Below are 26,395 nucleotides of genomic sequence, written 5' to 3'. Positions count from 1 at the left end.
TTGATTTTTTGCGTAACGATCAGGCGGACTGGCGCAGGTTCTGCGCCGCTTGCACCATATTCGCCAGCGCGGCGCGGGTTTCCGGCCAGCCGCGAGTTTTCAGGCCGCAGTCCGGGTTAACCCACAGCCGCTCCGCCGGGATACGCTGCGCGGCTTTTGCCAGCAACGCTTCAATCCACTCCACGCTCGGCACGTTCGGCGAGTGAATATCATATACCCCCGGCCCGATCTCATTGGGATACTCGAACGCTTCGAACGACTCCAGCAGCTCCATATCGGACCGTGAGGTTTCAATGGTGATCACGTCGGCATCCAGCGCGGCAATGGAGTCCATGATGTCGTTGAACTCGCAATAGCACATGTGGGTGTGGATCTGAGTGTCGTCTTTGGCAACCGCAGCATTAAGGCGGAAGGCTTCCACACCCCACTGCAGATAGGCATCCCAGTCGCTGCGCTTGAGCGGTAACCCTTCGCGCAGCGCCGGCTCATCAATCTGGATGATGCCGATCCCCGCCGCCTCCAGATCCGCCACTTCATCACGCAGGGCCAGCGCAATCTGTTTCGCGATGGTTTCACGGCTGACATCTTCCCGCGGGAAGGACCAGCACAGAATGGTCACCGGTCCAGTAAGCATCCCTTTCACTGGCTTGTCGGTCAGCGACTGCGCGTACTTCGCCCAGTCGACGGTGATCGCCTGCGGACGGCTGACGTCGCCGATCACCACCGGCGGCTTCACGCAACGGGAACCATAGCTCTGCACCCAGCCGTTTTGCGTGAAGATAAAACCGTCCAGATGTTCACCGAAGTATTCCACCATGTCGTTCCGCTCGGCTTCTCCGTGCACCAGTACGTCTAAACCTAACCGCTCCTGCTCGACGATCGCCTGCTTAATATGTTCCGCAATCCCCGTCCGATAATGACTGGCGTCAAGGTTGCCCTTTTTGAAGTCCAGGCGCAGACCGCGGATCTCCGTCGTTTGCGGGAATGACCCGATGGTGGTGGTCGGCCATTTCGGCAGGTTAAAGCGCTGGCGCTGTGCCTGCGCGCGAACCTCATAGGGGCTGGCACGCTGGCTGTCCTGAGCGGTGATCGCCGCCAGCCGTTTTTCCACTTCCGCGTTGTGCACGCGGGTCGAATGGCGACGGGCCTGGATTGGCGCGCTCCACTCGGTAATCGCCGCCGTATCGCCGCTGTTCAGCGCATCGCGCAGTAGCGCCAGCTCGCCGCATTTCTGCAGCGCGAAGGCAAACCAGCTCTTCACTTCCGCATCAAGGCGCGTCTCCACGCTCAGATCGATCGGGCTATGCAGCAGAGAACAGGATGACGCGACCCATAGCTCGCGCTTACCGACGAGGTCTTTAATTTGCGCATATTTTTCAGTGAGATCGGCGCGCCAAACGTTGCGCCCATTGATCAGACCCGCAGACAGCAGCCAGTCGGCCGGCAGGCGGTTGTGCAGTTCGGCAACATCATCTTTGCCGTGCACCAGATCGACGTGCAGCCCCTGGACCGGTAGCGCAGCAATGGTCGCGAGATTGTCACTAATGCCTTCAAAATAGGTGGTCAGCAGCAGTTTCACCTGGCCCTGCAGGGCGTCATAAGCCGGTTTAAAGGCCTCCAGCCACGCTGGCGGCAGCTCCAGCACCAGCGCCGGTTCATCAATCTGCACCCACTCGATGCCGCGCTTCGCCAGTTCGGCCAGCACCTGCTGGTAAACCGGCAGGATGTCATTCAGCAGGCTCAGACGGTCAAACGGTTCACCTTTCACTTTACCCAGCCACAGGTACGTTACCGGCCCCAGCAGCACGGGCTTGATCTTGTGGCCCAGCGCCAGCGCTTCGTCTACTTCATCCAGCAGTTGGGTCCAGGTCAGTTTGAACTGCTGGCCCTTCACGAACTCCGGCACCATGTAGTGATAGTTGGTGTTAAACCATTTGGTCATTTCCGCAGCGGCGGCCGGTTCGCCAGTCGGCGCGCGGCCGCGGCCAATGCGGAACAGGGTGTCGATATCGACAGAGCCGTCTTTGTTCTGATGACGAGCCGGCACGTTGCCAAGCAGCAGGCTGGTAGTCAGAACATGGTCGTACCAGGCGAAATCCCCCACCGGCAGCAGATCAACGCCCGCCTGTTTCTGCTGCTCCCAGTGGCGGGCACGCAGCTCACGGCCTACTGTCATCAGTTCCTCGCGAGTGGCGTTGCCCGCCCAGTAGCTCTCTTGCGCTTTTTTCAGCTCGCGGCGCAGGCCAACGCGAGGAAAACCGAGGGTGTGGTTAATAATTGTCATTTTTGTTCCTCTCTTATTTCATTGAATCTGAAGAAAAACTCTAAATAGTTCGGCTTGCAGGAAGGCGGCAACGATGCGCATCCCCAGGAGCTTACTGAAGTAAGTGACTGGGGTAAGCGAGGCAGCCAACGCACCATAAATTCAAAAGACGAAGGGTTTTAGCCATCCAGATGTTTACACATCCATAATTGGCAGTTACTGTATATTCCTCAAGCGCAAATTGCTCATGGCGAAGTGAAGGACTTTCATGATCGAAATTAAACATCTGAAAACGCTGCAAGCGTTGCGGAACAGCGGTTCACTGGCGGGTGCGGCAGCGGCCTTGCACCAGACCCAGTCCGCCTTGTCTCACCAGTTCAGCGATCTGGAACAGCGCCTTGGCTTCCGTTTGTTTGTGCGTAAAAGCCAGCCACTACGCTTCACGCCGCAAGGGGAAATTCTGCTGCAGTTGGCCAATCAGGTGCTACCGCAGATCGCTCGCGCCCTGCAGGACTGTAACGAACCACAGCAGACCCGGCTGCGGCTGGCTATCGAATGTCACAGCTGTATTCAGTGGCTGACGCCGGCGCTGGAGAATTTCCGCGCCCGCTGGCCGCACGTGGAGGTCGACTTCCATTCCGGAGTGACCTTCGACCCGCAGCCTGCGCTGCAGCAGGGCGAACTGGATCTGGTGATGACCTCCGATATCCTGCCGCGCAGCGGTCTGCACTACTCGCCGATGTTTGATTATGAGGTGCGTCTGGTGCTGGCGCCCGAGCACCCGTTAGCCATGAAGACGCTGATTACGCCAGAGGACCTGGCCGCGGAAACACTGCTGATTTATCCCGTGCAGCGCGGGCGCCTCGACATCTGGCGCCATTTCCTGCAGCCGGCCGGCATCAGTCCCCAGCTGAAAAGCGTCGATAACACGCTGTTGCTGATCCAGATGGTGGCCGCAAGGATGGGCATCGCCGCGCTGCCGCACTGGGTGGTGGAAAGCTTTGAACGCCAGGGCCTGGTGGTCACCAAAACCCTGGGTGAGGGATTATGGAGCCGGTTGTACGCGGCCGTCCGCGATGGCGAACAGCGTCAACCGGTCACCGAAGCGTTTATTCGCTCTGCGCGGAACCACGCCTGCGATCACCTGCCGTTTGTCCGGAGTGCGGAGCGACCCAGCGGCGATGGACCCACAGCGAGGCCAGGATCACCAACGCTCCGCTAATAAAGCTCGGCCAGTGCGGCTGCTCCTGCCAGATGGCGAGGTTTACCAGTAGACCCGCGGGGACATGGACGTTATTCATGATCCCCAGCGTGCCGGCATCCACCTGCGTGGCGCCATAGTTCCACATAAAGTAACCCAGCCCGGAAGCCACCACGCCGAGCCACACCAGCACGCTCCACTGCAGCGTGGTGGTCGGCAGCTTCTGGGGGTTGCCCAGCATAAACCACGCTGCCACCGCCACGATAAAGGCCCCGACATAAAACCAGGCAAAGGCATTGTGCTGCGGCATCGGACGTACCTCCATCAGGCGCTTGTAACCCACCATGCCGATAGCGAAGCAGAGGTTTGACAACTGCACCAGTAACAGCCCGGTCCAGAAATGATCGCTGACTTTGTCATAGCGGATAATCGCCGCCCCCAGCACCGCCAGCGCAGCACTCAGCAGATAGCCCCAGCGCAGCTTACGTCCGCTGAGCAGGTCGTAGATCAGCGTGATATACAGCGGGGTAAACACGGTAAACAGCAGAAATTCCGAAACCGTCAGATAGAGATAGGCGCGGAAAGCCAGCAGATACATGATGCCAAGCTGCATCGCGCCCACCAGCATATAGAGCACGATCGTGCGCGGAGACTGGCCGCGCGTGCGCAGGAAAGGCAGGAACACCAGCGCCGCCAGGCCCACACGCATCAGCACCGAAAAATAGCTGTCGACGCTACCGGCCAGGTATTCGCCAATCAGGCTAAAAGAAAAGGCCCACAGGATAGTGGTGATAATTAACAGCGCCACAATGGTCGTCTCGTTGGATAAAGAACAGGCATTGTAGCGAAGAGTCAGGTTGACGACTGGACAGTTATTCGCCAGTCGTCAATCTTTTTCAGTCGAGGTATAGCTTACGCAGGTAGTGCGGGACCGCATCGTCGGCGTTACTGCCGATCACTTCCAGTTCCGGATGCAGATCCTTCAGCCGTTGATGGGCGTTGGCCATGATGCAGCCCTTGCCGGCCATCGACAGCATCTCAGCGTCGTTCATACCGTCGCCGAAGGCGATGCAATCGGCAAGAGTGTAACCGAGCATTTTCGCCACCGCCTCCAGCGCATGCCCCTTCGATACCCCACCCGCCATAACTTCCAGGCAGGTTAAGGTGGAGAAGCTGACGTTCACGCGATCGCCCCAGCGGGCGTTCATCGCCTGCTCCAGCGGCAGCAGATGCTCGTGATCCTCGCAGGTAAAGAATACTTTGCTGATCCCCTGCGGATCCAGTTCGCCCGGCTCATACAGCTTGTAGTTAAACACCGCCTCCTTGAAGAAGCGCATCTCTTCCGGACGATGGCGGTTCATATACCACTCGTCTTCCCGATAGACGTTAGTGACGATTTTTGGGTCGTTACGCACGATCTCAAACAGGTCGGCGGCAATATCGCGATCGAGGTTATGGGCAAAGATTTGCTGACCATCGCTATCGTGAACCCGGGCGCCGTTAGAGGTGATCATGTACGACCGGATGCCGAGATTATCGCGGATCTGCCCGACGTCGATGTAGTGACGGCCGGTGGCGAAGACGAAATTGATCCCACGGGCGGTGAGCAATTTCAGCGTCTCTTTGGCATACGGGGTCAGGAAATGGTCGGGGGAAAGCAGCGTGCCGTCTAAATCAGACGCAACAACCTGGTACATAAAAAAGTTAACCTCTAAGCAGGGCGACGAGCGTTATCGTCGGATTAAGTATGTCGATTGAAAAACTCGACGATGGCATTGAGCGCGACTGAGCGCATAGCGTCCTTTTCAAAAAGGATCTCATGATATGCCCCTTCAATGACGAGCGGTTTACCGCCCTCACAGGGATGGCCGGCAGCGGCCCGTAATTCACAATAGCGGTCGTGCATCAGATTATCGACCACCCGCTCCTCCTCTGCCTGTAAAAGCAGCGTCGGGGCGGTGTCTTTTTCCACATTCGCCAGCACTTCGTCGCCGGCCAGCATGCCCTCACGCACCCAGTGCCAGGTCGGGCCGCCAACCTGCAGTCGCGGTTCATCGGCATAGAAGCGCAGGTTGCGACGATAGCGTTGTCGACTGTGCGTCAGCACGTTAACGGCAAAAGGCAGCGCCCGCCAGCGCCCGGTGCCGATGGCATACTCTTCGCGAATGCGCTGATGGCCCTCAGCCCAGTCGAGAATATGGCGCACCATCCAGTCCGGTAATCGAATGATAATCCCGAACATCGGCGCGCAGAGCGCAATCGCATCGCAATGCGCCTGGTAACGTTGCAGAAAAAGCGTGGCAATCGCCCCGCCCATAGAGTGAGCGAGGATAAACCGTTTTCGCCAGTGTCCGGGGACCACCTGCTGCTGCCAGAGCGCCGCCAGGTCATCGACATAGTCGCTGAAGTTGACGACGTGTCCGCGGTGGGTATCAGAGAGCAGGCGGCCCGAGCGTCCCTGGCCGCGATGGTCAATAATCATCACGTCAAAGCCGCTGTGAAAGAGATCGTAGGCGACTTCGGCATACTTCACGTAGCTTTCAATGCGCCCGGGGCAAATCAGCACCAGACGATCGTTATTTTGCGCGCAGAAGCGAACAAAGCGTACCGGCACATCATCGACGCCTTTAAATTCAGCCTCTTCGCGCTGTCGCCAGAAATCCGTCAGCGGCCCCATGCTAAAGGCCGCAAACGCGTTTTCTCGTGTTTCCCAGTCCTTTTTCTGCCCAAACATCGGGTTTACACCCCTGTTAACCGCTGAAAATCGTTTTTTTGCCCTGTATCACACAATGCTGACACAATAGCGTATTGTGGCATAAAAACAGACAATCAGGGAGTTTCTCATGACCATTGAGTGGTGGTTCGCCTACCTGCTGACATCAATCATTCTCAGCCTGTCACCAGGTTCCGGAGCGATTAATACCATGACCACCTCCATTAACCACGGTTACCGCGGCGCGGCGGCGTCGATTGCCGGTTTGCAGACCGGGCTGGTTATTCATATCGTGCTGGTTGGTGTTGGTCTCGGCACCCTTTTCTCCCGCTCGGTGCTGGCCTTTGAAGTGCTGAAATGGGCCGGCGCGGCTTATCTTATCTGGCTGGGGATCCAGCAATGGCGGGCGGCGGGGGCGATCGACCTGAATACTCTGGCGAAGGCGCAGACGCGCGGCAAACTGTTCCAGCGCGCGGTGTTCGTGAATCTAACCAACCCCAAAAGCATTGTGTTTCTGGCCGCCCTGTTTCCGCAGTTTATCCTGCCGCACCAGCCGCAGGTGATGCAGTATCTTGTTCTGGGCGTCACCACCATTGTCGTCGATATCATTGTGATGATTGGCTATGCGACCCTGGCGCAGCGCATTTCCGCATGGATCAAAGGGCCAAAGCAGATGAAGGCGCTGAACAAAGTCTTTGGGTCGCTGTTTATGCTGGTCGGGGCGCTGCTCGCCTCCGCCCGTCACGCCTGAATCATGGAATCTCGCTCGCAAAGAGAGGTTTGCCGGGCGAAAAACGCGCACTCTCTGCACGAGCCGACACGCAAAGCGGGTAATTAATTTTTTTACCCGCTGTCGGCGTTGAACCCACCGTGTCAGGATGCCGCCAGATACGTGATTCACGGATGAACGGCAATGGCGGAAACGGCGACTCCTCATGATGCGGTATTTAAAACCTTTCTCTCGCGGGTAGAGACGGCGCGCGATTTTATCGAGCTCCACCTGCCTTCGTCGTTAATACAGATCTGCAAACTGGATACCCTGCGTCTGGAATCCGGCAGCTTTCTCGAAGACGATCTCAGGCCTTACTACAGCGATATCCTTTATTCGCTGGAAACCACCCGCGGTGCGGGCTATGTCCATGTTCTGATCGAACACCAGAGCGCACCTGATAAGCTGATGGCCTTTCGCTTAATGCGCTATGCTGTCGCCGCCATGCAGCGGCACCTGGAGAGCGGCCATAAAACGCTGCCTCTGGTTATCCCTATTCTCTTTTATCAGGGACGACGCAGCCCCTATCCCTGGTCGATGCGCTGGCTGGATAATTTTGCCGATCCTGAGACCGCCCGCCAGCTCTATAGCGGGGCGTTTCCGCTGGTCGATATCACGGTGATCCCCGACGACGACATCATGCAGCACCGCAGCATGGCAGCCCTGACGCTGGTGCAAAAGCACATCCGCCAGCGCGATATGGCGCAATTGCTGGATAAGTTGACCCATCTCTTACTGCTGGAGCAGATGAGCGGACAACAAATCACCGTATTGGTAAACTATATGGCTCAGGCAGGAGATGCCGAGGATACTCGGACACTCTTGTACGGACTGGCACAGCGCGTGCCGCAGCATGGAGGATTACTGATGACGCTGGCGGAAACATGGCTTGCAGAAGGTATGGAGAAAGGCATCAAGGAAGGCGTACAGCAAGGCATAAAAGAAGGTAAACACCAGGCCTTGCTGCAGGTTGCCGAAGCGATGCGCAAACGCGGTATTGATGACGCAGCTATTATGGAAATGACCGGTCTGGCTGAGGATGAGCTGCAGCGGCTTCGCCACTGACACTTTCCCACCCGGAAACAGCCGGGTGGGAAACAGCATACCGGTTAACGCGAGATAATCAGGTGGATGCCGAAGCCCGCAAACAGCGTACCGGCGATACCATCGATCCACTTCGCCATCCGCTGATAGCCGCGGCGCATCCCCGGCAGGGCGAACAGGCTGGCAACCACCATAAACCAGGCCAGCGTCTCGACGATAATCAGCAGGAAAATACCCCAGCGCGCACCAGCGCCGACGCTGTCACCCACGAACAGCGAGAACACCGAGCCGAAGTAGATGATCGCTTTCGGATTCGCCAGATTGGTCAGCAGTCCCTTCACGAAGCTGCGTCCGCTGCGGGCCAGCTCCACCTGCGGCTCCGCCGAGGCCACCGCCTCTTTTTTCAGCGCGCCGCGCAGCATCTGGTAGCCCATCCAGCACAGATACAGGCCGCCACCGACCATGATGATGTTATGCAGCCACGCCATCTGCGCGAGGATCAGGTTCAGGCCGAGCAGGGCAACCCCCGCCCAGATCATTACGCCGCAGGTGATCCCCAGCACACCCATCATCGCCTCTCTGCGCGAGCGGCTGATGGCCGTTTGTGAGACAAAGAAAAAGTCCGGCCCCGGGCTCATCAGCGCAATGATATGCACCAGCGCCACGGTGAGGAAAAGCATCAGCATAGTTAACTCGCAGGAAAATAGTGAAGAGGGAAACTATTCTGGCACCTTTTCCCGCGGCTGACTACTCATCATCACCATCGACATGAGCGCGTATCAATGCCATGAATTCTTTACCGAAGCGCTCAAGTTTACGCGTCCCCACGCCGTTGACGCTGAGCATCTCGCCGGCGGTGAGTGGCGACTGTTCCGCCATCTCGATCAGCGTCGCGTCGTTGAAGACCACGTATGGCGGGATATTCTCTTCGTCGGCGATCGCTTTACGCAATTTGCGCAGCTTGGCAAACAGCTTGCGGTCATAATTGCCGCCAAAGGATTTCTGCATCGCCTTCGGCTTCAGCGCCACGATACGCGGTACGGCAAGCTGCAGCGGCACCTCGCCGCGCAGCACCGGTCGTGCGGCTTCGGTCAGCTGCAGTGCGGAGTGCTGGGCGATATTCTGCGTCACCAGCCCAAGGTGAATCAGTTGGCGGATCACGCTCACCCAGTGCTCGTGACTCTGCTCCCGGCCGATACCGTAAACCGGCAGCTTCTCGTGGCCCATGTCACGGATGCGCTGGTTGTTGGCCCCGCGCAGGACCTCCACCACGTAACCCATCCCGAAACGTTGATTCACCCGGTAAATCGTTGACAGCGCCTTGCGCGCATCCATTAAGCCATCGTACTGCTTTGGTGGGTCAAGACAGATATCGCAGTTGCCGCACGGCTCCTGGCGCCCTTCGCCAAAGTAGTTCAGCAGCACCAGACGACGACAGGTTTGCGCTTCGGCAAACGCCCCCATCGCATTCAGCTTATGCCGCTCGATATCCTGTAGCGGTCCGGCGGGCTTTTCTTCCAGACAGCGGCGCAGCCACGCCATATCCGCCGGATCGTAAAACAGCATCGCTTCCGCCGGCAGGCCATCACGCCCGGCGCGGCCGGTTTCCTGGTAGTAAGATTCAATATTGCGCGGGATATCGAAGTGCACCACAAAGCGGACGTTCGGCTTGTTGATACCCATCCCGAAGGCCACCGTCGCCACCACGATCTGCAGATCGTCGCGCTGGAATTTCTCCTGCACGTCGGCGCGAACGGCGTTTTCCAGACCAGCATGGTAAGCCGCCGCGCTGATGCCGCGGCTCTGCAGACGCGCGGCGGTATCTTCCACTTTCGAGCGGCTGTTGCAGTAGATGATGCCCGATTTGCCACGCTGATCCTGAACGTAGCGCATCAACTGGTCGAGCGGTTTGAATTTCTCCATCAGCATATAGCGGATGTTCGGCCGGTCGAAGCTGCTGACCTGAATCAGCGGATCGTTAAGCCCGAGCAGACGGACGATATCACGGCGGGTGGTGTCATCGGCGGTGGCGGTCAACGCCATAAACGGGATCTTCGGCATCCGCTGGCGCAGCTGGCCCAGCGCGGCATATTCCGGACGGAAGTCATGGCCCCACTGGGAGATACAGTGCGCTTCGTCTACCGCCAGCATCGCCAGGTTCCAGTTCGCCAGATGCTCAAGAAAGTTATCCAGCATCAACCGTTCCGGCGCGATATACAGCAGACGAACCTGCCCGCTGCGACAGCCGGCCATCACTTCCTGCTGCTGCTCGCGGCTTTGCGTCGAGTTCAGACAAGCCGCCGCCACGCCGTTGGCCAGCAGTTGATCGACCTGGTCTTTCATCAGCGAGATCAGGGGTGAGACCACGACCGTCAGACCGCCCATGACCAGCGCCGGCACCTGATAGCACAGCGACTTACCGCCACCGGTCGGCATGACCACCAGGCAGTCCCGGCCCTCAAGCACCGTCTCGATAATCGTTTCCTGGCCAGGACGGAACTGCTGGTAGCCGAAGGTCTCTTGTAAAACCTGCTTCGCCAGCGATTCCTGATTTAATACTTCCGCCTGTGCCACGTTGACCCCATTTGCCTGAAAAGAAAACAGGCGCTATTTTCAGCGCCTGTGAGCCAGAGTGCAACGATTAAAACAGATCGTTGAGCATTAGCCCGACGCCGACGCGCGTTTGATTAAAGTTGTAGTCGATAAGCGATTCGCCGTAACCGCTGTAGATCTGCGTATAGGCGCGAACATGTTTGGTAATGGGATAGCTCACGCCGAGCTCCGCCCCGCCATAGCCGGTGTTCCAGTTATATTGCCCCTGCGCGCTCAGGATCGCCTCTCCCAGCTGGTAGCCCACCTTCAGCCGGTAATAGCCCATATATTTGGTGATATCCGGGTTATCATCGGTGTTGCCCACCACATACCAGGGCTTCACTTCCACCAGCCAGTTGCCGTTTTGCGCCATCAGGCGGGCGTAAAGCCGGTTCCAGCTGCGCGAGGTGGGGTCGGAACGACCATTCGAGTCGTGGTTATACCCCATCTCGATGTCACGCAGCGTCCAGCCGGCAAACTGGTAGTCGGTCGCAAAGCCCAAAAACAGCTGGGGTTCGTAATTGGTTTCGCGAAACGGCGCCGACTCTTTGCTGTTGGAGAGCTGCCACCAGGATTTCTGGGTGTACGATGCGCCGAGCAGCGAATTATCGCCCAGGATGCCGCGCCACAGCGGGAACGCCAGACTCAGCTGAAATTTCACTTCATCTTTACGGGCATTTTCGGCCCAGTCATAGCTGCGGATCGCCTCTTTATTGAGGTCGCTGGTCCATGTGTAGAGCAAATAGTTGCTCTCATAAGGATAGAGCAGGAAAGGATTATCATGGTCCTGGAGCAGGTTGGCGATAATGCTGCCGCGCACTGCCGGTTTGTCGTGAACCGACGCATCCTGCGCCATAACACCGGCCGGTAGCGCGCACAGCGCCACCAGGCAGGCCAAAGAGATACGCATGCTGGTCTCCTGATAAATAGTTTTTATTTTTGTTTAACCTGAAGCCATTCTACCTGTTTATTAATCACCTGCCCCCTAATCCGCTCCGAAAGTGGAAATCAATATTTTAGAAGCATAAAATCAACATTTTGTTAACGAATGGAACCGGTGTTATGTCTGAACTTACTGCCGAAGCAGCGCTGAAACTGGTGGGGGAGATTTTCGTCTATCACATGCCGTTTAACCGTGCCCTCGGTCTCGAACTGGAGCGCTATGAAAAGGCGTTTGCCCAGCTCAGCTTTAATAATCAGCCGATGATGGTCGGCAACTGGGCGCAGAGTATTTTGCATGGCGGAGTGATCGCCTCCGCGCTGGACGTCGCCGCTGGCCTGGTCTGCGTCGGCAGCACCCTCACCCGCCATGACACCATCAACGAAGAAGAGCTGCGCCAACGCCTCTCCCGCATGGGAACCATCGACCTGCGCGTAGACTACCTGCGTCCGGGCCGTGGCGAACGGTTTACCGCCACCAGCACTCTGCTGCGCGCCGGCAATAAAGTGGCGGTAGCCCGCGTGGAACTGCATAACGAAGCTCAGGTCTATATTGCCAGCGCAACGGCCACCTATATGGTGGGTTGATTGGCCAAAATCGAGTAACATCACTCTCTTTGGCAATGGATTTTACCGATGGATGCGAAACAGACGCGGTTGGGGATCATTCTGGCCCTCGCCGCCTACTTTATCTGGGGTATCGCGCCAGCGTACTTCAAACTTATCTACTATGTTCCCGCCGATGAAATTCTGACCCATCGCGTGATCTGGTCCTTCTTCTTCATAGTGGCGCTCATCAGCGTCAGCCGCCAGTGGCCGCAGGTGAAAAAGCTGCTGAAGACGCCGCGCAAGATCTTCCTGCTGGCGCTCTCGGCAGTGCTGGTCGGCGGTAACTGGCTGTTGTTCATCTGGGCGGTGAATAACCACCATATGCTGGAAGCCAGCCTCGGCTACTTTATCAACCCGCTGGTAAATATTCTGTTGGGGATGATTTTCCTCGGCGAACGCTTCCGTCGCCTGCAGTGGCTGGCGGTGATCCTCGCCTTTTGCGGCGTGTTGGTCCAGCTGTGGACCTTTGGTTCGCTGCCGATAATCGGCCTTGGGCTGGCCTTCAGTTTTGCCTTTTACGGCCTGGTGCGGAAGAAAATCGCTGTCGACGCGCAGACCGGCATGCTGGTGGAAACGCTGTGGCTACTGCCGGTGGCGGCAATCTGGCTGTTTGGCATCACTGATAGCCCGACCAGCCATATGGGGGAGAACCCCTGGTCGCTCAATCTGCTGCTGATGGCCGCGGGCGTGGTCACGACCATTCCCCTGCTGTGCTTCACTGGCGCGGCAACGCGCCTGCGGCTCTCCACGCTGGGCTTTTTCCAGTACATCGGCCCAACGCTGATGTTCCTGCTGGCGGTGACGTTCTACGGCGAAGTGCCGGGCAAGGATAAAATGGTGACCTTCGGCTTTATCTGGGTCGCGCTGGCGGTATTTATCGTCGATGCGCTGTATACCCAGCGCCGGCTGCGCAGAGGCTAAGCCGGCCTCTGCCAGTAAAAAAGGGAGCCGCCGCTCCCTTTTTTTACAGCCAGTTTTTACGCTTGAAGTAGAGATATGGCGCCAGGCCGGCCAGCATCATAAAGACGATCGCCCCCGGGTAGCCGAAGCTCCAGTGCAGCTCCGGCATAAATTCAAAGTTCATCCCGTAGCTGGACGCCACCAGGGTTGGCGGCAGGAATACCACCGACACCACCGAGAAGATCTTGATGATGCGGTTCTGCTCGATGTTGATGAAGCCCATCGCCGCCTGCATCAGGAAGTTCACCTTCTGGAACAGCGATTCGTTGTGCGGCAGCAGGGATTCGATATCGCGCAGGATCTCCCGCGCCTGTTCCAGCTGGCCCGCCGGCAGGCGCGCCTTACGCACCAGGAAGTTCAGCGCGCGCTGGGTATCCATCAGACAGAGGCGGACCTTCCAGCCGATATCTTCCAGTTCCGCCAGCGTCGACAGCGCTTCATCGTACTCGTCGCCCTGATGGCCTTCCATAATCACGCGGCTCAGCTTTTCCAGGTCGCTGTAGATATTTTCAATTTCATCCGCCAGCTGCTCGATTTTGGTTTCGAACAGGTCGAGCAGCAGTTCGTAGGCGTTACCGTCGACCAGCGTCTGGTTGCGCACGCGCATACGGTACAGGCGGAAAGCGGGCAGTTCGCGCTCGCGCAGCGTGAACAGGCGGCCTTCGCGGATGGTAAACGCCACGGTAGAGTTGCCGGCGTGATCTTCCGCATCTTCAAAAAAGAAGAACGAGTGGATGTGTAACCCGTCTTCATCTTCAAAGAAACGCGCGGAGGCTTCGATATCTTCCAGTTCCGGGCGCGTCGCCAGGTTCTGACCCAGTTCCGTCTGCACGCGGCTTCGCTCATCGTCGTCAGGCTCGACCAGATCGACCCACACCGAGCTGGCGAGGTGCTTGATCTCATCGGCTTCCAGGCGCGTTAAACGATTGTTTTCCAGTTGAAATGCGCTCAGCATGACCGGGACTCCCAATGCAAAAAAATTATCGGACAGTTCGGTGGGCACACAGAAACAAATTGGGTTTCAGACCATTAAGCCTGACTCAGCGCGACGGGAATAGGGCAGGTCGCTGACAACCGCTAAGGCTATCAGCATAAGAGGATAGCCTTAGGAGTTGTTCCTGAATGACAGGAAGTTGAGCCAGCATCTACTGGGTGTGTCCAAGGCGAATGTCCTCTTAGCGTAATCGTGCGCGCATGTTACGCCAGCGCAAAATCGGCGTCAACACGCAACGGAACGCGAAAGCGCAAATCAGGCGCCTTAACGTATAAAGGTAGCAGAATATTACAAAATAATGATATTTTTCTTAAAGTTACACCGTCTCAAGCCGCGCGTAAGCCGCCACCAGCCATTTGATTCCCTGGCCCTGAAAAGCCACCTGCAGCCGGCTGTGCTCGCCGCTGCCTTCGAGGTTGACGATAGTGCCTTCGCCAAACTTCGGATGACGCACCCGCTGACCTAACTTGTAGCCGGTATCGCTCTCGGCAATCGGCGCCCCCAGTCGCTGGTGGTTTACCGGACGGCTCACCGTGGCCCGCAGACGCACTTCTTCTACGCACTCCTGCGGCAGTTCTCCAATAAAGCGCGACGGGCGATGGTAAACCTCTTTGCCGTACAGGCGGCGGGTTTCGGCGTAGGTCAGCGTCAGCTTCTGCATGGCGCGCGTTACGCCAACGTAGGCCAGACGACGCTCCTCTTCCAGGCGGCCGCCTTCATCAAGGGCCATCTGGCTCGGGAACATCCCCTCCTCGACGCCGACGATGAACACCTGCGGGAATTCCAGCCCTTTCGCCGAGTGCAGGGTCATCAGCTGAACCGCGTCCTGCCAGGTGTCCGCCTGCCCCTCGCCCGCCTCCAGCGCGGCGTGAGAGAGGAACGCCTGCAGCGGCATCAGGTCTTCATCTTCTTCGTTGTAGCTGAACTGGCGCGTCGCCGTCACCAGTTCCTCTAAGTTTTCAATACGGGTCTGGCCCTTCTCGCCTTTCTCCTGCTCGTACATCGCGCGCAGCCCGGAGTCTTTAATCACCCGATCGGTCTGAACATGTAGCGGCATATCGGCGGTTTCCTGCGCCAGCGCGTCAATCAACTCCATAAAGCGCTGCAGAGCGCTGGCGGCACGGCCAGCCAGCACTTTCTCTTTCAGCAGCTCGCGGCAGGCCTGCCACAGCGTCAGCTGACGATCGCGCGAGGTCTGGCGCACCACGTCCAGCGTGCGATCGCCGATGCCGCGGGTCGGCGTATTGACCACCCGCTCAAAGGCGGCATCGTCGTTACGGTTGGCAATCAGGCGCAGGTAAGAGAGCGCATCTTTGATTTCCTGACGTTCGAAGAAGCGCATACCGCCGTAGATACGGTACGGCATGCTGGCCTGCAGGAGCGCCTCTTCCAGCACGCGCGACTGGGCGTTACTGCGATAGAGAATGGCGCATTGCTCCAGCGCGCCGCCGTTCTCCTGCCAGGTTTTAATGCGGTTCACCACGAAGCGCGCTTCGTCGAGATCGTTGAAGGCGCAGTACAGCGAAATCGGCTCGCCGTCGGCACCGTCGGTCCACAGCTTTTTGCCCAGGCGCCCGTTGTTGTTTTCAATCAGGGCGTTGGCAGCGCTAAGAATATTGCTGGTTGAACGATAGTTCTGCTCCAGGCGAATAGTTTCCGCGCCGGGGAAGTCGTTGAGGAAGCGCTGAATGTTCTCGACCTGCGCGCCGCGCCAGCCATAAATCGACTGGTCATCATCGCCGACGATCATCACTTTGCCGGTATCGCCCGCCAGCAGGCGGATCCAGGCGTACTGGATGTTGTTGGTGTCCTGGAATTCATCGACAAGGATATTGGTGAAACGCTCACGATAGTGCTGCAGGATATGCGGCTTGTTCAGCCACAGCTCGTGCGCGCGCAGCAGCAGCTCGGCGAAATCCACCAGCCCGGCGCGGTCGCAGGCCTCCTGGTAGGCCTGATAGACCTTCTGCCAGGTCTGCTCGACCGGGTTGCCGTAGCTCTGAATGTGATGCGGGCGCAGCCCTTCATCTTTCTGGCTGTTGATGTACCACATCGCCTGACGCGGCGGCCATTGCTTCTCATCGAGGTTCATCGCCTTAATCAGACGCTTCAGCAGACGGAGCTGGTCTTCGCTGTCGAGGATTTGGAAATCCTGCGGCAGGTTGGCGTCCAGATGATGCGCACGCAGCAGGCGGTGCGCGAGGCCGTGGAAGGTGCCTACCCACATGCCGCCCTGGGTAGTGCCCATCAGCTGGCCGATACGGTGGCGCATCTCCGCCGCCGCTTTGTTGGTAAAGGTCACCGCCATAATCGAGTACGGCGAGCAGTTCTCCACGCTCAGCAGCCAGGCGATACGGTGCACCAGAACGCGCGTCTTACCACTGCCCGCCCCTGCCAGAACCAGCATATTGGTGCGCGAGGCCGCTACGGCTTCACGCTGTTTGTCATTAAGGCTGTCGAGCAGGTAAGAAACGTCCATTGGCACCGCCGGAAGAGAAGGGGTTCCATGAACCCCTGTTAATATATACAGAGTGACTGGTGATTATATCAGCGAGGTCAGAGATGCCAACCGTGAAATTTCAATATGCGGCAGCAGGCGGCTGTCCGCGGTGTGCATCAGGTCCGCACCTTGCGGTTTGATCCAGCAGGCCTGCATCCCACAGCGCAGCGAACCGGCGACGTCGGTCGTCAGATCATCGCCGACGTGCAGAATGTGCCCGAGCGGTAAATTCAGACGCGCCGCCGCCAGGTGATACATATCGGCAAACGGCTTGGAACGACCATCCGGACCCGCGCGCAGCACGAAGCGGAAATAGTCGCTCAGGCCGAACAGCTCGGGGCGGGCGTTGCCATTGGTAATGGCCACCAGCGGCCACTTCTGTGCCAGCTTCGCCAGCGTATCGTGGGTCTCCTGCGGAACATCGACCCGGCTGCGCCAGTGGGCGAAGTTTTCCATCGCCGCATCGGCGCCGGCTTTTGCCGCTTCGGCGGAGAGCCCAGCGTTACGCATGCCGAGCTCCAGCGCACGATGGCGCCAGACGGTCACGTCGTGGTAGATCTCCGGCTCAGATGCCAGCAGCGTCTGACGCAGTTGGTTAAGCTCATGGGCATCGAACTGGCTGAGCGACGGATGGTAATTGCGCACAAAGGCCAGCGACTCGTGCATCGTCCGGTCAATCACCGGGCGGTTATCATATAGGGTGTCGTCCAGGTCAAACGTCAGTGCGGAAATCTGGCCCAGAGGTCGGTAAAAACGCATTATTTCCCCCGTTTAGCGCGCGGATGCGCGGCATCGTACACCGAGGCAAGGTGTTGAAAGTCAAGATGGGTATAGATTTGAGTGGTGGAGAGGTTAGCATGGCCCAACAGCTCCTGCACGCCGCGCAGATCGCCACTGGACTCCAGCATATGGGTAGCAAAGGAGTGGCGCAGCTTGTGCGGGTGCACATGGCTGTTCAGCCCCTGCTTAATCCCCCACTCGGCAAATCGCTTCTGCACGTTGCGCGCCGAAATGCGTTTACCCAGCTTCGACAAAAACAGCGCGTCGTCATCAGTACCGAACAGGCCGCGCAAATCCAGCCAGTGCTCAATCCACGTCACCGCGTTGCGACCGATCGGTAAACGGCGTTCTTTGCTGCCTTTGCCCATCACCCAAACCTCACCGCTTTCGAGGTCGAGGTGCTTAATATCAAGGTTGACCAGCTCAGACAGACGCAGACCTGCACCGTACATCACTTCCAGCATCGCCCGGTCGCGCACCGCGAGCGGATCGTTGAGGTCGATATCCAGCAGCCGATTTACATCATCGACATCGATATTTTTCGGCAAGTGGCGGGGAATTTTCGGCGCCGCAATCCCCTTCGCCGGGTTAGCGGCCAGTTCGCCCTGACTGACCATCCAGTCAAAGAAGCTGCGTAGCGCGGAAAGCCGCAGCGCCAGGCTCGCCGGTCCTAAACCCGCACGGCGGCTGCGTACCGCAAAGCTACGCACCTGAGCGGCATCGCACTGCTGCCAGCTTTTCAGCTCAGCCTCATCCGCCAGGGCGATCAACGCGTCCAACTGACGCTGGTAGTTAGTCAGCGTAATCGGGCTAAGCTGACGCTCAACGCCGAGATAGCGCAGGAAGCGGTCGACGCAGGCGGAAAGCGGAGAGTCGGTCATGCGCGTTCAATCCAGCGCTCCAGCAGGCCAGGGAGCATCTGCGCAATTTCCTGCAGCAACTGCGTCCCCTGCCCTGACTGATAATGCTGCGCATCGCGGCTGCTAAAGAGCATCACGCCCGGAGCGTTATCGCCGCCCAGCATCGACATCGCCACGGATCCAATGGCCTTCGCTTCCGGTAGCACCACCAGCAGCTCCGGACCGTTCAGCGGCCCAAGATAGTGGCGCGCCTGGCCCAGACGTTGAATACGGATCGGCTCAAACGCCTGCCGGCTTAACGCCAAATGGGTAAACTTCGAGGGCGCGCCGAGGCGCCAGCAGTCAGGGAACAGGCGCACCGTGGCGCCAGCTAACCCCAGCTCGCGAGCCCAGCGATGAAGGCGGTTGAGCATATCATCGAGGCTCTCCGCGGCCGCCAGCCGCGTTTGCAGCTGCAGCAGGCGCTGGAACAGGCTTTCATTAGCGACCGCCTGCTCCATCAGCAGCGACATATTCTCTTCCAGCACATGAATATGGTTACGCGCCCGCATCATGTGCCACTCCACCAGCGAAATCGAACCGCGGACCGGATGCGGGACACGGATATGTTCAACCTGGGCGGCATTACGAATAAAAAATTCAGGATGTTGCAACAGATAGTCCACCACCGCCCGATCGTTCAACGCGCTGGTAACCTCCTGCTGTTCTTCCCCGATTGGTTTCATAAATGAATAAATCCATCATAGACATGGGCCGCCGGGCCGGTCATAAACAGCGGCTGGCCCGGGCCTTTCCAGGCGATATCAAGACGACCGCCGGGCAATTCCACGCGTACCGTTTCAGCGAGCAGCCCCTGCTGGATCCCCACCGCCACAGCGGCGCAGGCGCCGCTGCCGCAGGCCTGGGTTTCCCCCGCGCCGCGTTCGTAGACGCGCAGACGGATGTGGGACCGGCCGACCACCTGCATAAAGCCGATATTGGCGCGCTCCGGAAAACGCTCGTGGCTTTCCATCACCGGGCCGAGGGTTTCTACGGCCGCCGTATCCACGTCATCCACCTGGATGACGCAGTGCGGATTCCCCATGGACACCACGCCGCACAATACTGTCTGCTCGGCGGCACGCATGATATAGGTCTTTTCCGCTTTGTTGGCGCGGAACGGCACCTGGGACGGCTCAAAGTTAGGCTCGCCCATATTCACCCGCACCAGATCGTCTTCCGTTACGCTTAATACCATACGCCCGTTGGCCGTACTCACGCGAATATCACGTTTATTGGTCAGGCCTTTCAGCCGGACAAAGCGGGCAAAACAGCGCGCGCCGTTGCCGCACTGCGACACTTCGCTGCCGTCGGCGTTAAAGATCCGGTAATGAAAATCCAGATCGGGATCGTAGGGCGGCTCGACGACCAACAGCTGATCGAACCCGACGCCAAGATGGCGATCTGCCAGGCGGCGAATCAACTCCGGCGAGAAAAAAACATTCTGCGTTACCGCGTCAACGACCATAAAATCGTTGCCAAGGCCATGCATTTTAGAGAACTGCATCATCTACTCCAGTTGCGCGGAACAGAACGTTATCGTTAGTAATTGACCTGGCTCGGACCACCGGTATCGCCACGATCGTTACGATCCGGCGTTGAGCTCTGAATGCCCGGGTTAACCGGTTTGGTCGGCGGCGGCGCGGTTTTGTCCGCCGGCGGGAAATAAAGAGGCCCTTTCAGACCGCAGCCGGTCAGGCTGAAGATCGCAAACAAAACGGCAAGCGTAGGAAAAACGTTTTTCATTGATAGTTGCCCGTGATTCATTCTTTCTGCTTTCTATCATCGCAGGAGAAGACGTAAAAGCAAGCGTTTAGCATCCGACTGCGCGCGCTTTTGTTTCGCGCTATACTGCCGCCATCTTCAAAAAAGCAGGATAGAACCATGAACGACAGTGAATTCCATCGCCTGGCGGATAGCCTGTGGATGACCATCGAAGAACGCCTGGACGACTGGGACGGCGATAGCGACATCGACTGTGAAATCAACGGCGGCGTGCTGACCATCAGCTTTGAAAACGGCAGCAAAATCATTATTAACCGTCAGGAGCCGCTGCACCAGGTGTGGCTGGCCACCAAACAGGGCGGCTACCATTTTGATCTCAAAGGCGACGAGTGGATCTGCGATCGCAGCGGCGAGACCTTCTGGGATTTGCTGGAGCAGGCGGCGAGCCAGCAGGCCGGTGAGACGGTGAAATTCCGTTAATGACGTGTTTCCCGGATGGCGGCGCATCGCGCCTTATCCGGGCTACCCGACGACTTAGAACCGTAGCCCTGCTAAGCGCAGCGCCAGCAGGGAATATCTCCGGATAGCGGCTCACGCCTTATCCGGGCCAAATCTACGAGTAGCGCTGCTGCAGCACCGGCGAGGCGGTAACGTCCTGGCTGGTGGGTATCGCGGCGGCAATCGCCTGGGTGCGGAAGGGGATCACCTGGGTGCGCCCGTCTACCTCGACAATCTGATAGAACTGCGGCAGGTTGAAGTTGATAAAGCTGGAGCCGTAGGTGAAACGATCGTGCGATGACGAATAGAAGCGGCTGACGTCGCGCACCAGCTCCTCTTTACTGCCCTCGCAGTGATGATAGACCTCGGCACGGTTGCTCTCATCAAGAATATAGATGTTAAAGCCGCTGTCGTTGTTATCCGCATCTTCAAAGAAGAACTGAATAATCCCTTCGCTGGCGAAGCCATCCACCACCGCCGGCAGCTTAACGTGATTGGTTTCCACCTGCACCGACAACCCGTGAAGCTTGTTGTGCGAGATAGCGCCGTAGAACTCAATGGCGTTTTCCAGCTTCTGCACCGAAACGTTAAGACGCTCGAAGAACAGCCCCCACGTCTGGCCGGAGACGCGCAGCGCTTTGAAGCGCCCGGTATCCTGGCGGGTACTGGAGAGACGCAGTTCGATGCATTCGGAGATCATCTGCTGCACGCGGGTGCGGATCAGGCCGCGCAGGTGCTGGCTATAGCAGAACACCTCCACGCTGTCCGGCGGCGCGGCGTCCTGATGCATTTTGCCGAGGATCGTTTTCAGCGCTTCGATCATCGCCTGCTCGCCGTTAAAGTGCAGCGTACGCACTTCGTTCCACGAGTTGCGATACAGCAGGTCGACGCTGCCGATCAGACATTTTTGCTCTTCACCGAAGCTGAAAACATCCAGTTTACGGAAGTCGAAGTGCACCACCTGATTGCGGAAGGCCGCGGTCGGGTCATATTCGAGGTTGACGATAATCGCCAGATGGCGGATTTCGCACGGGCTGTACAGCGCTTTTGGCGTCGGCGCCGGCAGGCGCAGCGGGAAGTGGTGCGACACGTCGGCCACCATCTCCTGCAGCTTCGCCAGATCGACGATGCCGTTGCCCTTAATAAACAGGCGGGTGCGTGAGGTCAGCAGGCCGTTAAACCAGGCCCAGGCCACCAGCTTATTAAGATAACGGTTATATTCCAGCGGCTGATGGCTGATGATCGATTCCATATCCGGCGCGCGGTTATACAGATACCAACCGGTACGGTTGGCACGGCCCGGCGGCACGTGGATAAAGGTCAGGTTCGGTTCCGACAGATCCGGCGAAATTTGCGGGTTCACCAGCGTGACTTTCCCCGGCAGCGCTTCAAAGGCCGCATACAGCTTACGGGTCAGCACGCCAATATCCTGAGGGCTGGCGGAGACGCTAAGGTTATTGCGCCGCGCGAAGCGGATCAGATTACGATAGCTCTGCATCATGGCGTCGAGCAGTTCGTTGTGCGCCTTGCGCACTTCATCAATTTTCCAGTTGGCGCGGTTGTCGAGCATCATCAGACGCTTTTCGTCCCAGCCCCAGGCATTCACCAACTGGCTGACGACTTCGCGACGCCAGCCGACGCAGGCGCGTTCGCGGCTGAGTTTTTCACAGACTTTCAGGTAGAAGCAGCGGCGCACCAGGTCGAGGCGGGTTTCATCTTCGATGGCCTGCAGATAGGTAGTCACGCGCTCCAGCATCATGCAGTACGGGTCGAGGCCGAAGGAGACAATCTCGCCGTCGTGCAGACGCTGTTTGATATCTTTCGCTAACAGGCGGTTATTGGGGTATTCCCAGGAGTAGGCTTCCAGCAGCAGCGTTTTCAGCACCGCTTTATAGGGGGAGTCGATACTTTTATACAGCTGCCACAGGCTGGCGCCGAAGTACTCTTCCGCCGACAGCGAACTGAGGCCGCCGAGATCGAGCCATTCGTTAGGCGTCAGCACGCCCTGAGCATACAGCCCCATGACGTAATCATCGTAATGCTCTTCTTCATCGCACGGCACCATATTCCACAGAATACGCTTGCCGGCGAGGCGCACCGCGGTGCGATAGAACTCATCGAGCAACAGGATATGCTGAGTCGAACCGCAGTCTTCGCCGCCGAGACTGCCGCTTTCATTATGACGGAAGCGGTTTTCGTCGATCAGGAAGAAGCTGACTTCCACGCCGAGCGAGGCCGCCCAGCTCTCAAGCAGGCTGCATTTTCGCTGCAGCAGCTGGCGCTCTTCGCTATCCAGCCAGGCCTGGTGACATACCCAGATATCCAGATCGGAAGAACAGCTTTGACCAACGGAGGAAGTACTGCCCATCGAGTAGACGCCGGTGATCGGCAGCTCGCCTTTCGGCGGCTCCTGGGTCTGCATGCCGCGATGCAGCTCCAGTTCTTCAAGATAGTGGCGTTGGGTTTCATCAGGCGTGTAGAGGCAAATGCCACGGGGAACGTTACCGTCAAGGTAACCCGGCATCAGCGGGTGATGATAATGTAGTAACGTTGGCAGTAGACTGTAAACCTGCTGGAAAGCGGGTCCCATGGCAGCAAGCGCGCGATCCACGCGCAATTGGTTGATGGCATCCAGTCTCTGTTTCAGTGTCTCAATATAGAGGTACAAGACATATCGCCTGATGTTCAAAAACCCGAAGTACAATAGTACGGAGGATTTCAGTATTTCAACAAAAACCGTCACCATTCGTCGTCGGTGTGGTTGTGATGAGCAGCGGACGGACAAATGGTTTAAAACGTGATCAATTTAACACCTTGCTCATTGACCGTAAAGAAAGATGCGCTACATACAAGTGTAGCACCGTTTATTACCTGTAAATTCCTCACTACGCCTCCGGCAACCGCCACGCGCATGAAAGGTTAAAAAAGAGAAGGCCGGAGCCATCTCCCACATAAACCGTGAAAACTAACATCCGTAAGACAACAATGTTAGGATGGATAGTGGTCGACAATGACGGTAACAAGCATGTTAGACAAAGTTTTGAAAATTGCCACACGGCAAAGCCCGCTTGCGCTATGGCAGGCGCAGTATGTTAAAGCGCGCCTGGAACAAGCGCATCCAGGACTGAACGTCGAGCTGGTGCCGATGGTTACGCGCGGTGATGTCATCCTTGATACGCCCCTGGCAAAGGTGGGCGGCAAGGGCTTATTTGTGAAAGAGTTAGAGCTCGCCATGCTCGAAGGGCGGGCCGATATCGCCGTCCATTCGATGAAAGATGTCCCGGTGGAATTCCCGGAGGGCCTGGGGTTGGTCACCATCTGCGAGCGCGACGATCCGCGCGACGCGTTTGTTTCCAATCACTATGCCTCAATTGACGAACTGCCGGCCGGCAGCGTCGTTGGCACGTCAAGTTTACGCCGTCAGTGCCAGCTGGCCGCCACCCGTCCAGACCTGGTGATCCGCTCTCTGCGCGGTAACGTCGGTACCCGGCTGAGTAAACTGGATAACGGTGAGTATGACGCCATTATCCTTGCCGCCGCCGGGTTGAAGCGCCTGAAACTGGAAGCGCGTATTCGCCAGCCGCTGTCGCCGGAGCAATCCCTGCCGGCCGTCGGCCAGGGCGCGGTGGGTATCGAATGCCGTCTTGACGATGCATGGACCCAGGCGCTGTTAGCGCCCCTCAACCATGCGGAAACCGCGGTACGCGTGCGCGCCGAACGGGCGATGAACACCCGCCTCGAAGGCGGTTGTCAGGTGCCAATTGGCAGCTATGCGGAACTCGTCAACGGCGAACTGTGGCTGCGGGCGCTGGTTGGCGCCCCGGATGGTTCGCAGATGGTACGCGGCGAACGGCGCGGGCCAGCAGAGCAGGCCGAAGCGCTCGGCATCTCGCTGGCGGAAGAGCTCCTGGATAACGGCGCCCGCGACATTCTCGCGGCAGTTTATGATGGAGAAGCCCCACGATGAGCATCCTGGTCACTCGTCCACTCCCGCAAGGGGAAGCGCTGGTCAGCCGTCTGCGGGCCATGGGACGCGTGGCCTGGAGCTTTCCGCTGATAGAATTTACGCCTGGCCGGGAGCTTCCCGTGCTGGGCGACCATCTTGCCCATCTGGGGTCCGACGACCTGCTGTTTGCGCTATCCCAGCATGCGGTGGAATTCGCCCATGCCCGTCTGCAGCAGCAAGGCCTGCCCTGGCCCACTTCTCCGCACTATTTTGCCATTGGTCGAACGACGGCGCTGGCCCTGCATACGGTCAGCGGGCAGCACATCCGTTACCCGTTAGATCGGGAAATTAGCGAAGTCTTGCTACAATTACCTGAATTACAAAACATTGCCGGGAAAAATGCGCTGATCCTACGCGGCAATGGTGGGCGGGAACTCTTAGGCGCCACGCTGGCTGAACGCGGCGCCAGGGTCACATTTTGTGAATGTTATCAACGTAGTGCAAAACATTACGATGGCGCAGAAGAAGCGATGCGCTGGCAGTCTCGCGGGGTCACCACGCTGGTGGTCACCAGCGGTGAGATGCTGCAGCAGCTGTGGTCGCTCATACCGCAATGGTATCGCGAACAGTGGCTCCTGCACTGCCGCCTTGTCGTTGTCAGCGAACGTCTGGCCCTTCAGGCCCGGGAACTGGGCTGGCAGGAGATTCAGGTTGCCGATAACGCTGACAACGATGCGCTGCTACGCGCATTACAATAACTCTCAACATTGGAAGCCATAATGACGGAACAACAAAATCAATCCGCCGTGGTTGAAGAGACCAGGGAGGCCGTGGAAACCACACCACAGCCAGAGAACAACGATAAGAAGAAGGCGGGTAACAAAACCAGCCTGGCGCTCAGCGCGATCGCTATCGCCATTGCGATAGCCGCTGGCATCGGCCTGTATGGCCTGAACAAACAGCAGGCCACGCGGCAAAACGCAACCACCGCTGAATTATCAGGCCAGCTTGCGGCACTGCAAAAAGCGCAGGAGAGCCAAAAGAGCGAACTGGAAGGCATTATCAAACAGCAGGCCGACCAGTTGAGTCAGGCCAAACACGAGCAGGAAACCCTGACCAAACAGCTTGATGAGTTGCAGCAGAAAGTCGCCGTGATTTCGGGCAGCGATGCCAAAACCTGGCTGCTGGCCCAGGCCGATTTCCTCGTCAAGCTGGCGGGACGTAAGCTGTGGAGCGATCAGGATGTCACTACCGCCGCCGCGCTGCTAAAAAGCGCCGACGCCAGCCTCGCCGACATGAATGACCCCAGCCTGATCGGCGCCCGCCGGGCGATCACCGACGACATCACCACCCTCTCCGCGGTAAGCCAGGTGGACTACGACGGCATGATCCTCAAGGTGAATCAGCTGGCGAACCAAATCGACAACCTGCGGCTGGCCGATAATAACGATGACGATTCGCCGATGGACTCTGATAGCGACGAGCTTTCCAGCTCTATCAGCGAATGGCGCGTCAATCTGCAGAAAAGCTGGCAGAACTTTATGGACAGCTTTATCACCGTGCGCCGCCGCGATGAAACCGCGGTCCCGCTGCTGGCGCCGAATCAGGATATCTATCTGCGGGAAAATATTCGCTCTCGCCTGCTGGTCGCCGCGCAGGCAGTGCCGCGCCATCAGGAAGAGACCTGGAAACAGTCGCTGGATAACGTCTCGACCTGGGTACGCGCCTATTACGATACTGATGACGCCACCACCAAAGCCTTCCTCGACGAGGTGGATAAGCTCAGTCAGCAAAGCATTACCATGACGGTGCCGGAAACGCTGCAGAGCCAGGCGTTGCTGGAAAAACTGATGCAGACCCGGGTGCGCAACCTGATGGCGCAGCCTGCCGTTAACGCGGGCGGCGCGCCCTCACCAGCCCCTGCTGCACCGGCCGCCCCTGCTGCGCCGCAAGGAGAGTAACG

The 26,395-nt window shown here is 58.1% G+C and carries 25 protein-coding genes; 9 read left to right on the top strand and 16 right to left on the bottom strand.

Features of this window, described 5'->3' with window-relative positions:
- Window positions 1-19 precede the first annotated feature (19 nt).
- Window positions 20-2,284, bottom strand: a complete 2,265-nt coding sequence (gene metE, locus AS136_RS24080) for a 5-methyltetrahydropteroyltriglutamate--homocysteine S-methyltransferase (protein ID WP_023323443.1) — start codon at window positions 2,282-2,284, stop codon at window positions 20-22.
- Between the two features lie 247 nt (window positions 2,285-2,531).
- Here metE and metR point away from each other — a divergent pair, with 247 nt between their 5' ends.
- Complete coding sequence (gene metR, locus AS136_RS24075; protein ID WP_023296876.1) at window positions 2,532-3,485, top strand: HTH-type transcriptional regulator MetR; 954 nt, start codon at window positions 2,532-2,534, stop codon at window positions 3,483-3,485.
- Here metR and AS136_RS24070 read toward each other — a convergent pair.
- The 3 genes from AS136_RS24070 to pldB form a co-directional block, all read right to left on the bottom strand.
- A complete protein-coding gene (locus tag AS136_RS24070) occupies window positions 3,373-4,272 on the bottom strand; it encodes a carboxylate/amino acid/amine transporter (RefSeq protein ID WP_008807940.1) in 900 nt (299 codons plus the stop codon). The genes metR and AS136_RS24070 overlap by 113 nt on opposite strands.
- Before the next feature lie 88 nt (window positions 4,273-4,360).
- Window positions 4,361-5,161, bottom strand: a complete 801-nt coding sequence (yigL, locus tag AS136_RS24065) for a sugar/pyridoxal phosphate phosphatase YigL (protein WP_008807941.1) — start codon at window positions 5,159-5,161, stop codon at window positions 4,361-4,363.
- A 44-nt stretch (window positions 5,162-5,205) separates the two neighbouring features.
- Window positions 5,206-6,198, bottom strand: a complete 993-nt coding sequence (gene pldB, locus AS136_RS24060; protein WP_008807942.1) for a lysophospholipase L2 — start codon at window positions 6,196-6,198, stop codon at window positions 5,206-5,208.
- 109 nt (window positions 6,199-6,307) lie between these two features.
- Here pldB and rhtB point away from each other — a divergent pair, with 109 nt between their 5' ends.
- Both rhtB and AS136_RS24050 read left to right on the top strand, forming a co-directional pair.
- Window positions 6,308-6,928, top strand: coding sequence for a homoserine/homoserine lactone efflux protein (gene rhtB / locus AS136_RS24055; protein WP_008807943.1), 621 nt, complete (start codon window positions 6,308-6,310; stop codon window positions 6,926-6,928).
- A 162-nt stretch (window positions 6,929-7,090) separates the two neighbouring features.
- Window positions 7,091-8,011, top strand: a complete 921-nt coding sequence (locus tag AS136_RS24050; RefSeq protein ID WP_023323442.1) for an Rpn family recombination-promoting nuclease/putative transposase — start codon at window positions 7,091-7,093, stop codon at window positions 8,009-8,011.
- Between the two features lie 44 nt (window positions 8,012-8,055).
- On the opposite strand, the gene rhtC is transcribed toward AS136_RS24050, so the two are convergent.
- The 3 genes from rhtC to pldA all read right to left on the bottom strand — a co-directional run bounded on the left by rhtC (window position 8,056) and on the right by pldA (window position 11,492).
- Complete coding sequence (gene rhtC, locus AS136_RS24045; RefSeq protein WP_008807945.1) at window positions 8,056-8,676, bottom strand: threonine export protein RhtC; 621 nt, start codon at window positions 8,674-8,676, stop codon at window positions 8,056-8,058.
- Between the two features lie 61 nt (window positions 8,677-8,737).
- Window positions 8,738-10,564, bottom strand: a complete 1,827-nt coding sequence (gene recQ / locus AS136_RS24040) for an ATP-dependent DNA helicase RecQ (protein ID WP_023296874.1) — start codon at window positions 10,562-10,564, stop codon at window positions 8,738-8,740.
- Window positions 10,565-10,631: 67 nt separating this feature from the next.
- Window positions 10,632-11,492 carry a phospholipase A gene (pldA, locus tag AS136_RS24035; RefSeq protein ID WP_002883408.1) on the bottom strand — a complete coding sequence of 287 codons (861 nt, stop codon included), beginning with the start codon at window positions 11,490-11,492 and terminating at the stop codon, window positions 10,632-10,634.
- Between the two features lie 152 nt (window positions 11,493-11,644).
- Here pldA and yigI point away from each other — a divergent pair, with 152 nt between their 5' ends.
- Complete coding sequence (gene yigI / locus AS136_RS24030) at window positions 11,645-12,109, top strand: acyl-CoA thioesterase YigI (protein ID WP_002883404.1); 465 nt, start codon at window positions 11,645-11,647, stop codon at window positions 12,107-12,109.
- 48 nt (window positions 12,110-12,157) lie between these two features.
- On the top strand, window positions 12,158-13,051 hold the full coding sequence (gene rarD / locus AS136_RS24025) for an EamA family transporter RarD (RefSeq protein WP_063267049.1): 894 nt from the start codon (window positions 12,158-12,160) through the stop codon (window positions 13,049-13,051).
- A 43-nt stretch (window positions 13,052-13,094) separates the two neighbouring features.
- Here rarD and corA read toward each other — a convergent pair whose 3' ends face one another.
- The 8 genes from corA to lptM all read right to left on the bottom strand — a co-directional run bounded on the left by corA (window position 13,095) and on the right by lptM (window position 20,009).
- Window positions 13,095-14,045, bottom strand: a complete 951-nt coding sequence (gene corA, locus AS136_RS24020; protein ID WP_012543234.1) for a magnesium/cobalt transporter CorA — start codon at window positions 14,043-14,045, stop codon at window positions 13,095-13,097.
- Between the two features lie 150 nt (window positions 14,046-14,195).
- The gene (gene ysgD, locus AS136_RS29430) at window positions 14,196-14,252 is read right to left on the bottom strand and encodes a YsgD/CorL family protein (protein ID WP_349815745.1); all 57 of its coding nucleotides are present in this window, start codon (window positions 14,250-14,252) and stop codon (window positions 14,196-14,198) included.
- A gap of 148 nt (window positions 14,253-14,400) precedes the next feature.
- A complete protein-coding gene (uvrD, locus tag AS136_RS24015; protein ID WP_012543235.1) occupies window positions 14,401-16,563 on the bottom strand; it encodes a DNA helicase II in 2,163 nt (720 codons plus the stop codon).
- A 63-nt stretch (window positions 16,564-16,626) separates the two neighbouring features.
- Window positions 16,627-17,343 (bottom strand): 5-amino-6-(5-phospho-D-ribitylamino)uracil phosphatase YigB, encoded by a 717-nt coding sequence (gene yigB, locus AS136_RS24010; RefSeq protein ID WP_012969191.1) that lies wholly within the window; start codon window positions 17,341-17,343, stop codon window positions 16,627-16,629.
- Window positions 17,343-18,245 (bottom strand): tyrosine recombinase XerC, encoded by a 903-nt coding sequence (gene xerC, locus AS136_RS24005; protein WP_023323441.1) that lies wholly within the window; start codon window positions 18,243-18,245, stop codon window positions 17,343-17,345. Before xerC ends, yigB begins: the two co-directional genes overlap by 1 nt.
- On the bottom strand, window positions 18,242-18,949 hold the full coding sequence (locus AS136_RS24000; RefSeq protein WP_008807952.1) for a DUF484 domain-containing protein: 708 nt from the start codon (window positions 18,947-18,949) through the stop codon (window positions 18,242-18,244). Before AS136_RS24000 ends, xerC begins: the two co-directional genes overlap by 4 nt.
- Window positions 18,946-19,770 (bottom strand): diaminopimelate epimerase, encoded by an 825-nt coding sequence (gene dapF / locus AS136_RS23995; RefSeq protein ID WP_002883394.1) that lies wholly within the window; start codon window positions 19,768-19,770, stop codon window positions 18,946-18,948. The genes AS136_RS24000 and dapF overlap by 4 nt, the downstream gene beginning before the upstream one ends.
- A 35-nt stretch (window positions 19,771-19,805) precedes the next feature.
- The gene (gene lptM / locus AS136_RS23990; RefSeq protein WP_004886794.1) at window positions 19,806-20,009 is read right to left on the bottom strand and encodes an LPS translocon maturation chaperone LptM; all 204 of its coding nucleotides are present in this window, start codon (window positions 20,007-20,009) and stop codon (window positions 19,806-19,808) included.
- Window positions 20,010-20,147: 138 nt separating this feature from the next.
- Here lptM and cyaY point away from each other — a divergent pair, with 138 nt between their 5' ends.
- A complete protein-coding gene (gene cyaY / locus AS136_RS23985; RefSeq protein ID WP_002883389.1) occupies window positions 20,148-20,468 on the top strand; it encodes an iron donor protein CyaY in 321 nt (106 codons plus the stop codon).
- A 133-nt stretch (window positions 20,469-20,601) separates the two neighbouring features.
- Here cyaY and cyaA read toward each other — a convergent pair whose 3' ends face one another.
- Entirely contained in the window at window positions 20,602-23,154 is a 2,553-nt protein-coding gene (gene cyaA / locus AS136_RS23980; protein ID WP_002883383.1) for a class I adenylate cyclase, read from the bottom strand.
- A 357-nt stretch (window positions 23,155-23,511) separates the two neighbouring features.
- Here cyaA and hemC point away from each other — a divergent pair, with 357 nt between their 5' ends.
- From hemC to hemX, 3 genes are read left to right on the top strand one after another with little or no spacing between them, the layout of a single operon-like run.
- Complete coding sequence (gene hemC, locus AS136_RS23975; protein ID WP_008807953.1) at window positions 23,512-24,453, top strand: hydroxymethylbilane synthase; 942 nt, start codon at window positions 23,512-23,514, stop codon at window positions 24,451-24,453.
- Window positions 24,450-25,190 (top strand): uroporphyrinogen-III synthase, encoded by a 741-nt coding sequence (gene hemD, locus AS136_RS23970; RefSeq protein ID WP_008807954.1) that lies wholly within the window; start codon window positions 24,450-24,452, stop codon window positions 25,188-25,190. Before hemC ends, hemD begins: the two co-directional genes overlap by 4 nt.
- 21 nt (window positions 25,191-25,211) lie before the next feature.
- Entirely contained in the window at window positions 25,212-26,393 is a 1,182-nt protein-coding gene (gene hemX, locus AS136_RS23965) for a uroporphyrinogen-III C-methyltransferase (RefSeq protein WP_023323440.1), read from the top strand.
- Window positions 26,394-26,395 lie beyond the last annotated feature (2 nt).

The organism is Klebsiella sp. D5A (assembly GCF_001620885.1).
In the GTDB taxonomy this organism is placed as follows: domain Bacteria; phylum Pseudomonadota; class Gammaproteobacteria; order Enterobacterales; family Enterobacteriaceae; genus Klebsiella; species Klebsiella variicola.
This window is presented reverse-complemented; position numbering and strand designations above follow the sequence as displayed.

What these genes read in the sequence shown, in the direction of transcription:
- metE (WP_023323443.1), bottom strand. Translation starts at nt 2,284, where the DNA reads ATGACAATTATTAACCACACCCTCGGTTTTCCTCGCGTTGGCCTGCGC.
- metR (WP_023296876.1), top strand. Translation starts at nt 2,532, where the DNA reads ATGATCGAAATTAAACATCTGAAAACGCTGCAAGCGTTGCGGAACAGC.
- yigL (WP_008807941.1), bottom strand. Translation starts at nt 5,161, where the DNA reads ATGTACCAGGTTGTTGCGTCTGATTTAGACGGCACGCTGCTTTCCCCC.
- pldB (WP_008807942.1), bottom strand. Translation starts at nt 6,198, where the DNA reads ATGTTTGGGCAGAAAAAGGACTGGGAAACACGAGAAAACGCGTTTGCG.
- rhtB (WP_008807943.1), top strand. Translation starts at nt 6,308, where the DNA reads ATGACCATTGAGTGGTGGTTCGCCTACCTGCTGACATCAATCATTCTC.
- AS136_RS24050 (WP_023323442.1), top strand. Translation starts at nt 7,091, where the DNA reads ATGGCGGAAACGGCGACTCCTCATGATGCGGTATTTAAAACCTTTCTC.
- rhtC (WP_008807945.1), bottom strand. Translation starts at nt 8,676, where the DNA reads ATGCTGATGCTTTTCCTCACCGTGGCGCTGGTGCATATCATTGCGCTG.
- pldA (WP_002883408.1), bottom strand. Translation starts at nt 11,492, where the DNA reads ATGCGTATCTCTTTGGCCTGCCTGGTGGCGCTGTGCGCGCTACCGGCC.
- yigI (WP_002883404.1), top strand. Translation starts at nt 11,645, where the DNA reads ATGTCTGAACTTACTGCCGAAGCAGCGCTGAAACTGGTGGGGGAGATT.
- rarD (WP_063267049.1), top strand. Translation starts at nt 12,158, where the DNA reads ATGGATGCGAAACAGACGCGGTTGGGGATCATTCTGGCCCTCGCCGCC.
- corA (WP_012543234.1), bottom strand. Translation starts at nt 14,045, where the DNA reads ATGCTGAGCGCATTTCAACTGGAAAACAATCGTTTAACGCGCCTGGAA.
- uvrD (WP_012543235.1), bottom strand. Translation starts at nt 16,563, where the DNA reads ATGGACGTTTCTTACCTGCTCGACAGCCTTAATGACAAACAGCGTGAA.
- yigB (WP_012969191.1), bottom strand. Translation starts at nt 17,343, where the DNA reads ATGCGTTTTTACCGACCTCTGGGCCAGATTTCCGCACTGACGTTTGAC.
- xerC (WP_023323441.1), bottom strand. Translation starts at nt 18,245, where the DNA reads ATGACCGACTCTCCGCTTTCCGCCTGCGTCGACCGCTTCCTGCGCTAT.
- AS136_RS24000 (WP_008807952.1), bottom strand. Translation starts at nt 18,949, where the DNA reads ATGAAACCAATCGGGGAAGAACAGCAGGAGGTTACCAGCGCGTTGAAC.
- dapF (WP_002883394.1), bottom strand. Translation starts at nt 19,770, where the DNA reads ATGCAGTTCTCTAAAATGCATGGCCTTGGCAACGATTTTATGGTCGTT.
- lptM (WP_004886794.1), bottom strand. Translation starts at nt 20,009, where the DNA reads ATGAAAAACGTTTTTCCTACGCTTGCCGTTTTGTTTGCGATCTTCAGC.
- cyaY (WP_002883389.1), top strand. Translation starts at nt 20,148, where the DNA reads ATGAACGACAGTGAATTCCATCGCCTGGCGGATAGCCTGTGGATGACC.
- hemC (WP_008807953.1), top strand. Translation starts at nt 23,512, where the DNA reads ATGTTAGACAAAGTTTTGAAAATTGCCACACGGCAAAGCCCGCTTGCG.
- hemD (WP_008807954.1), top strand. Translation starts at nt 24,450, where the DNA reads ATGAGCATCCTGGTCACTCGTCCACTCCCGCAAGGGGAAGCGCTGGTC.
- hemX (WP_023323440.1), top strand. Translation starts at nt 25,212, where the DNA reads ATGACGGAACAACAAAATCAATCCGCCGTGGTTGAAGAGACCAGGGAG.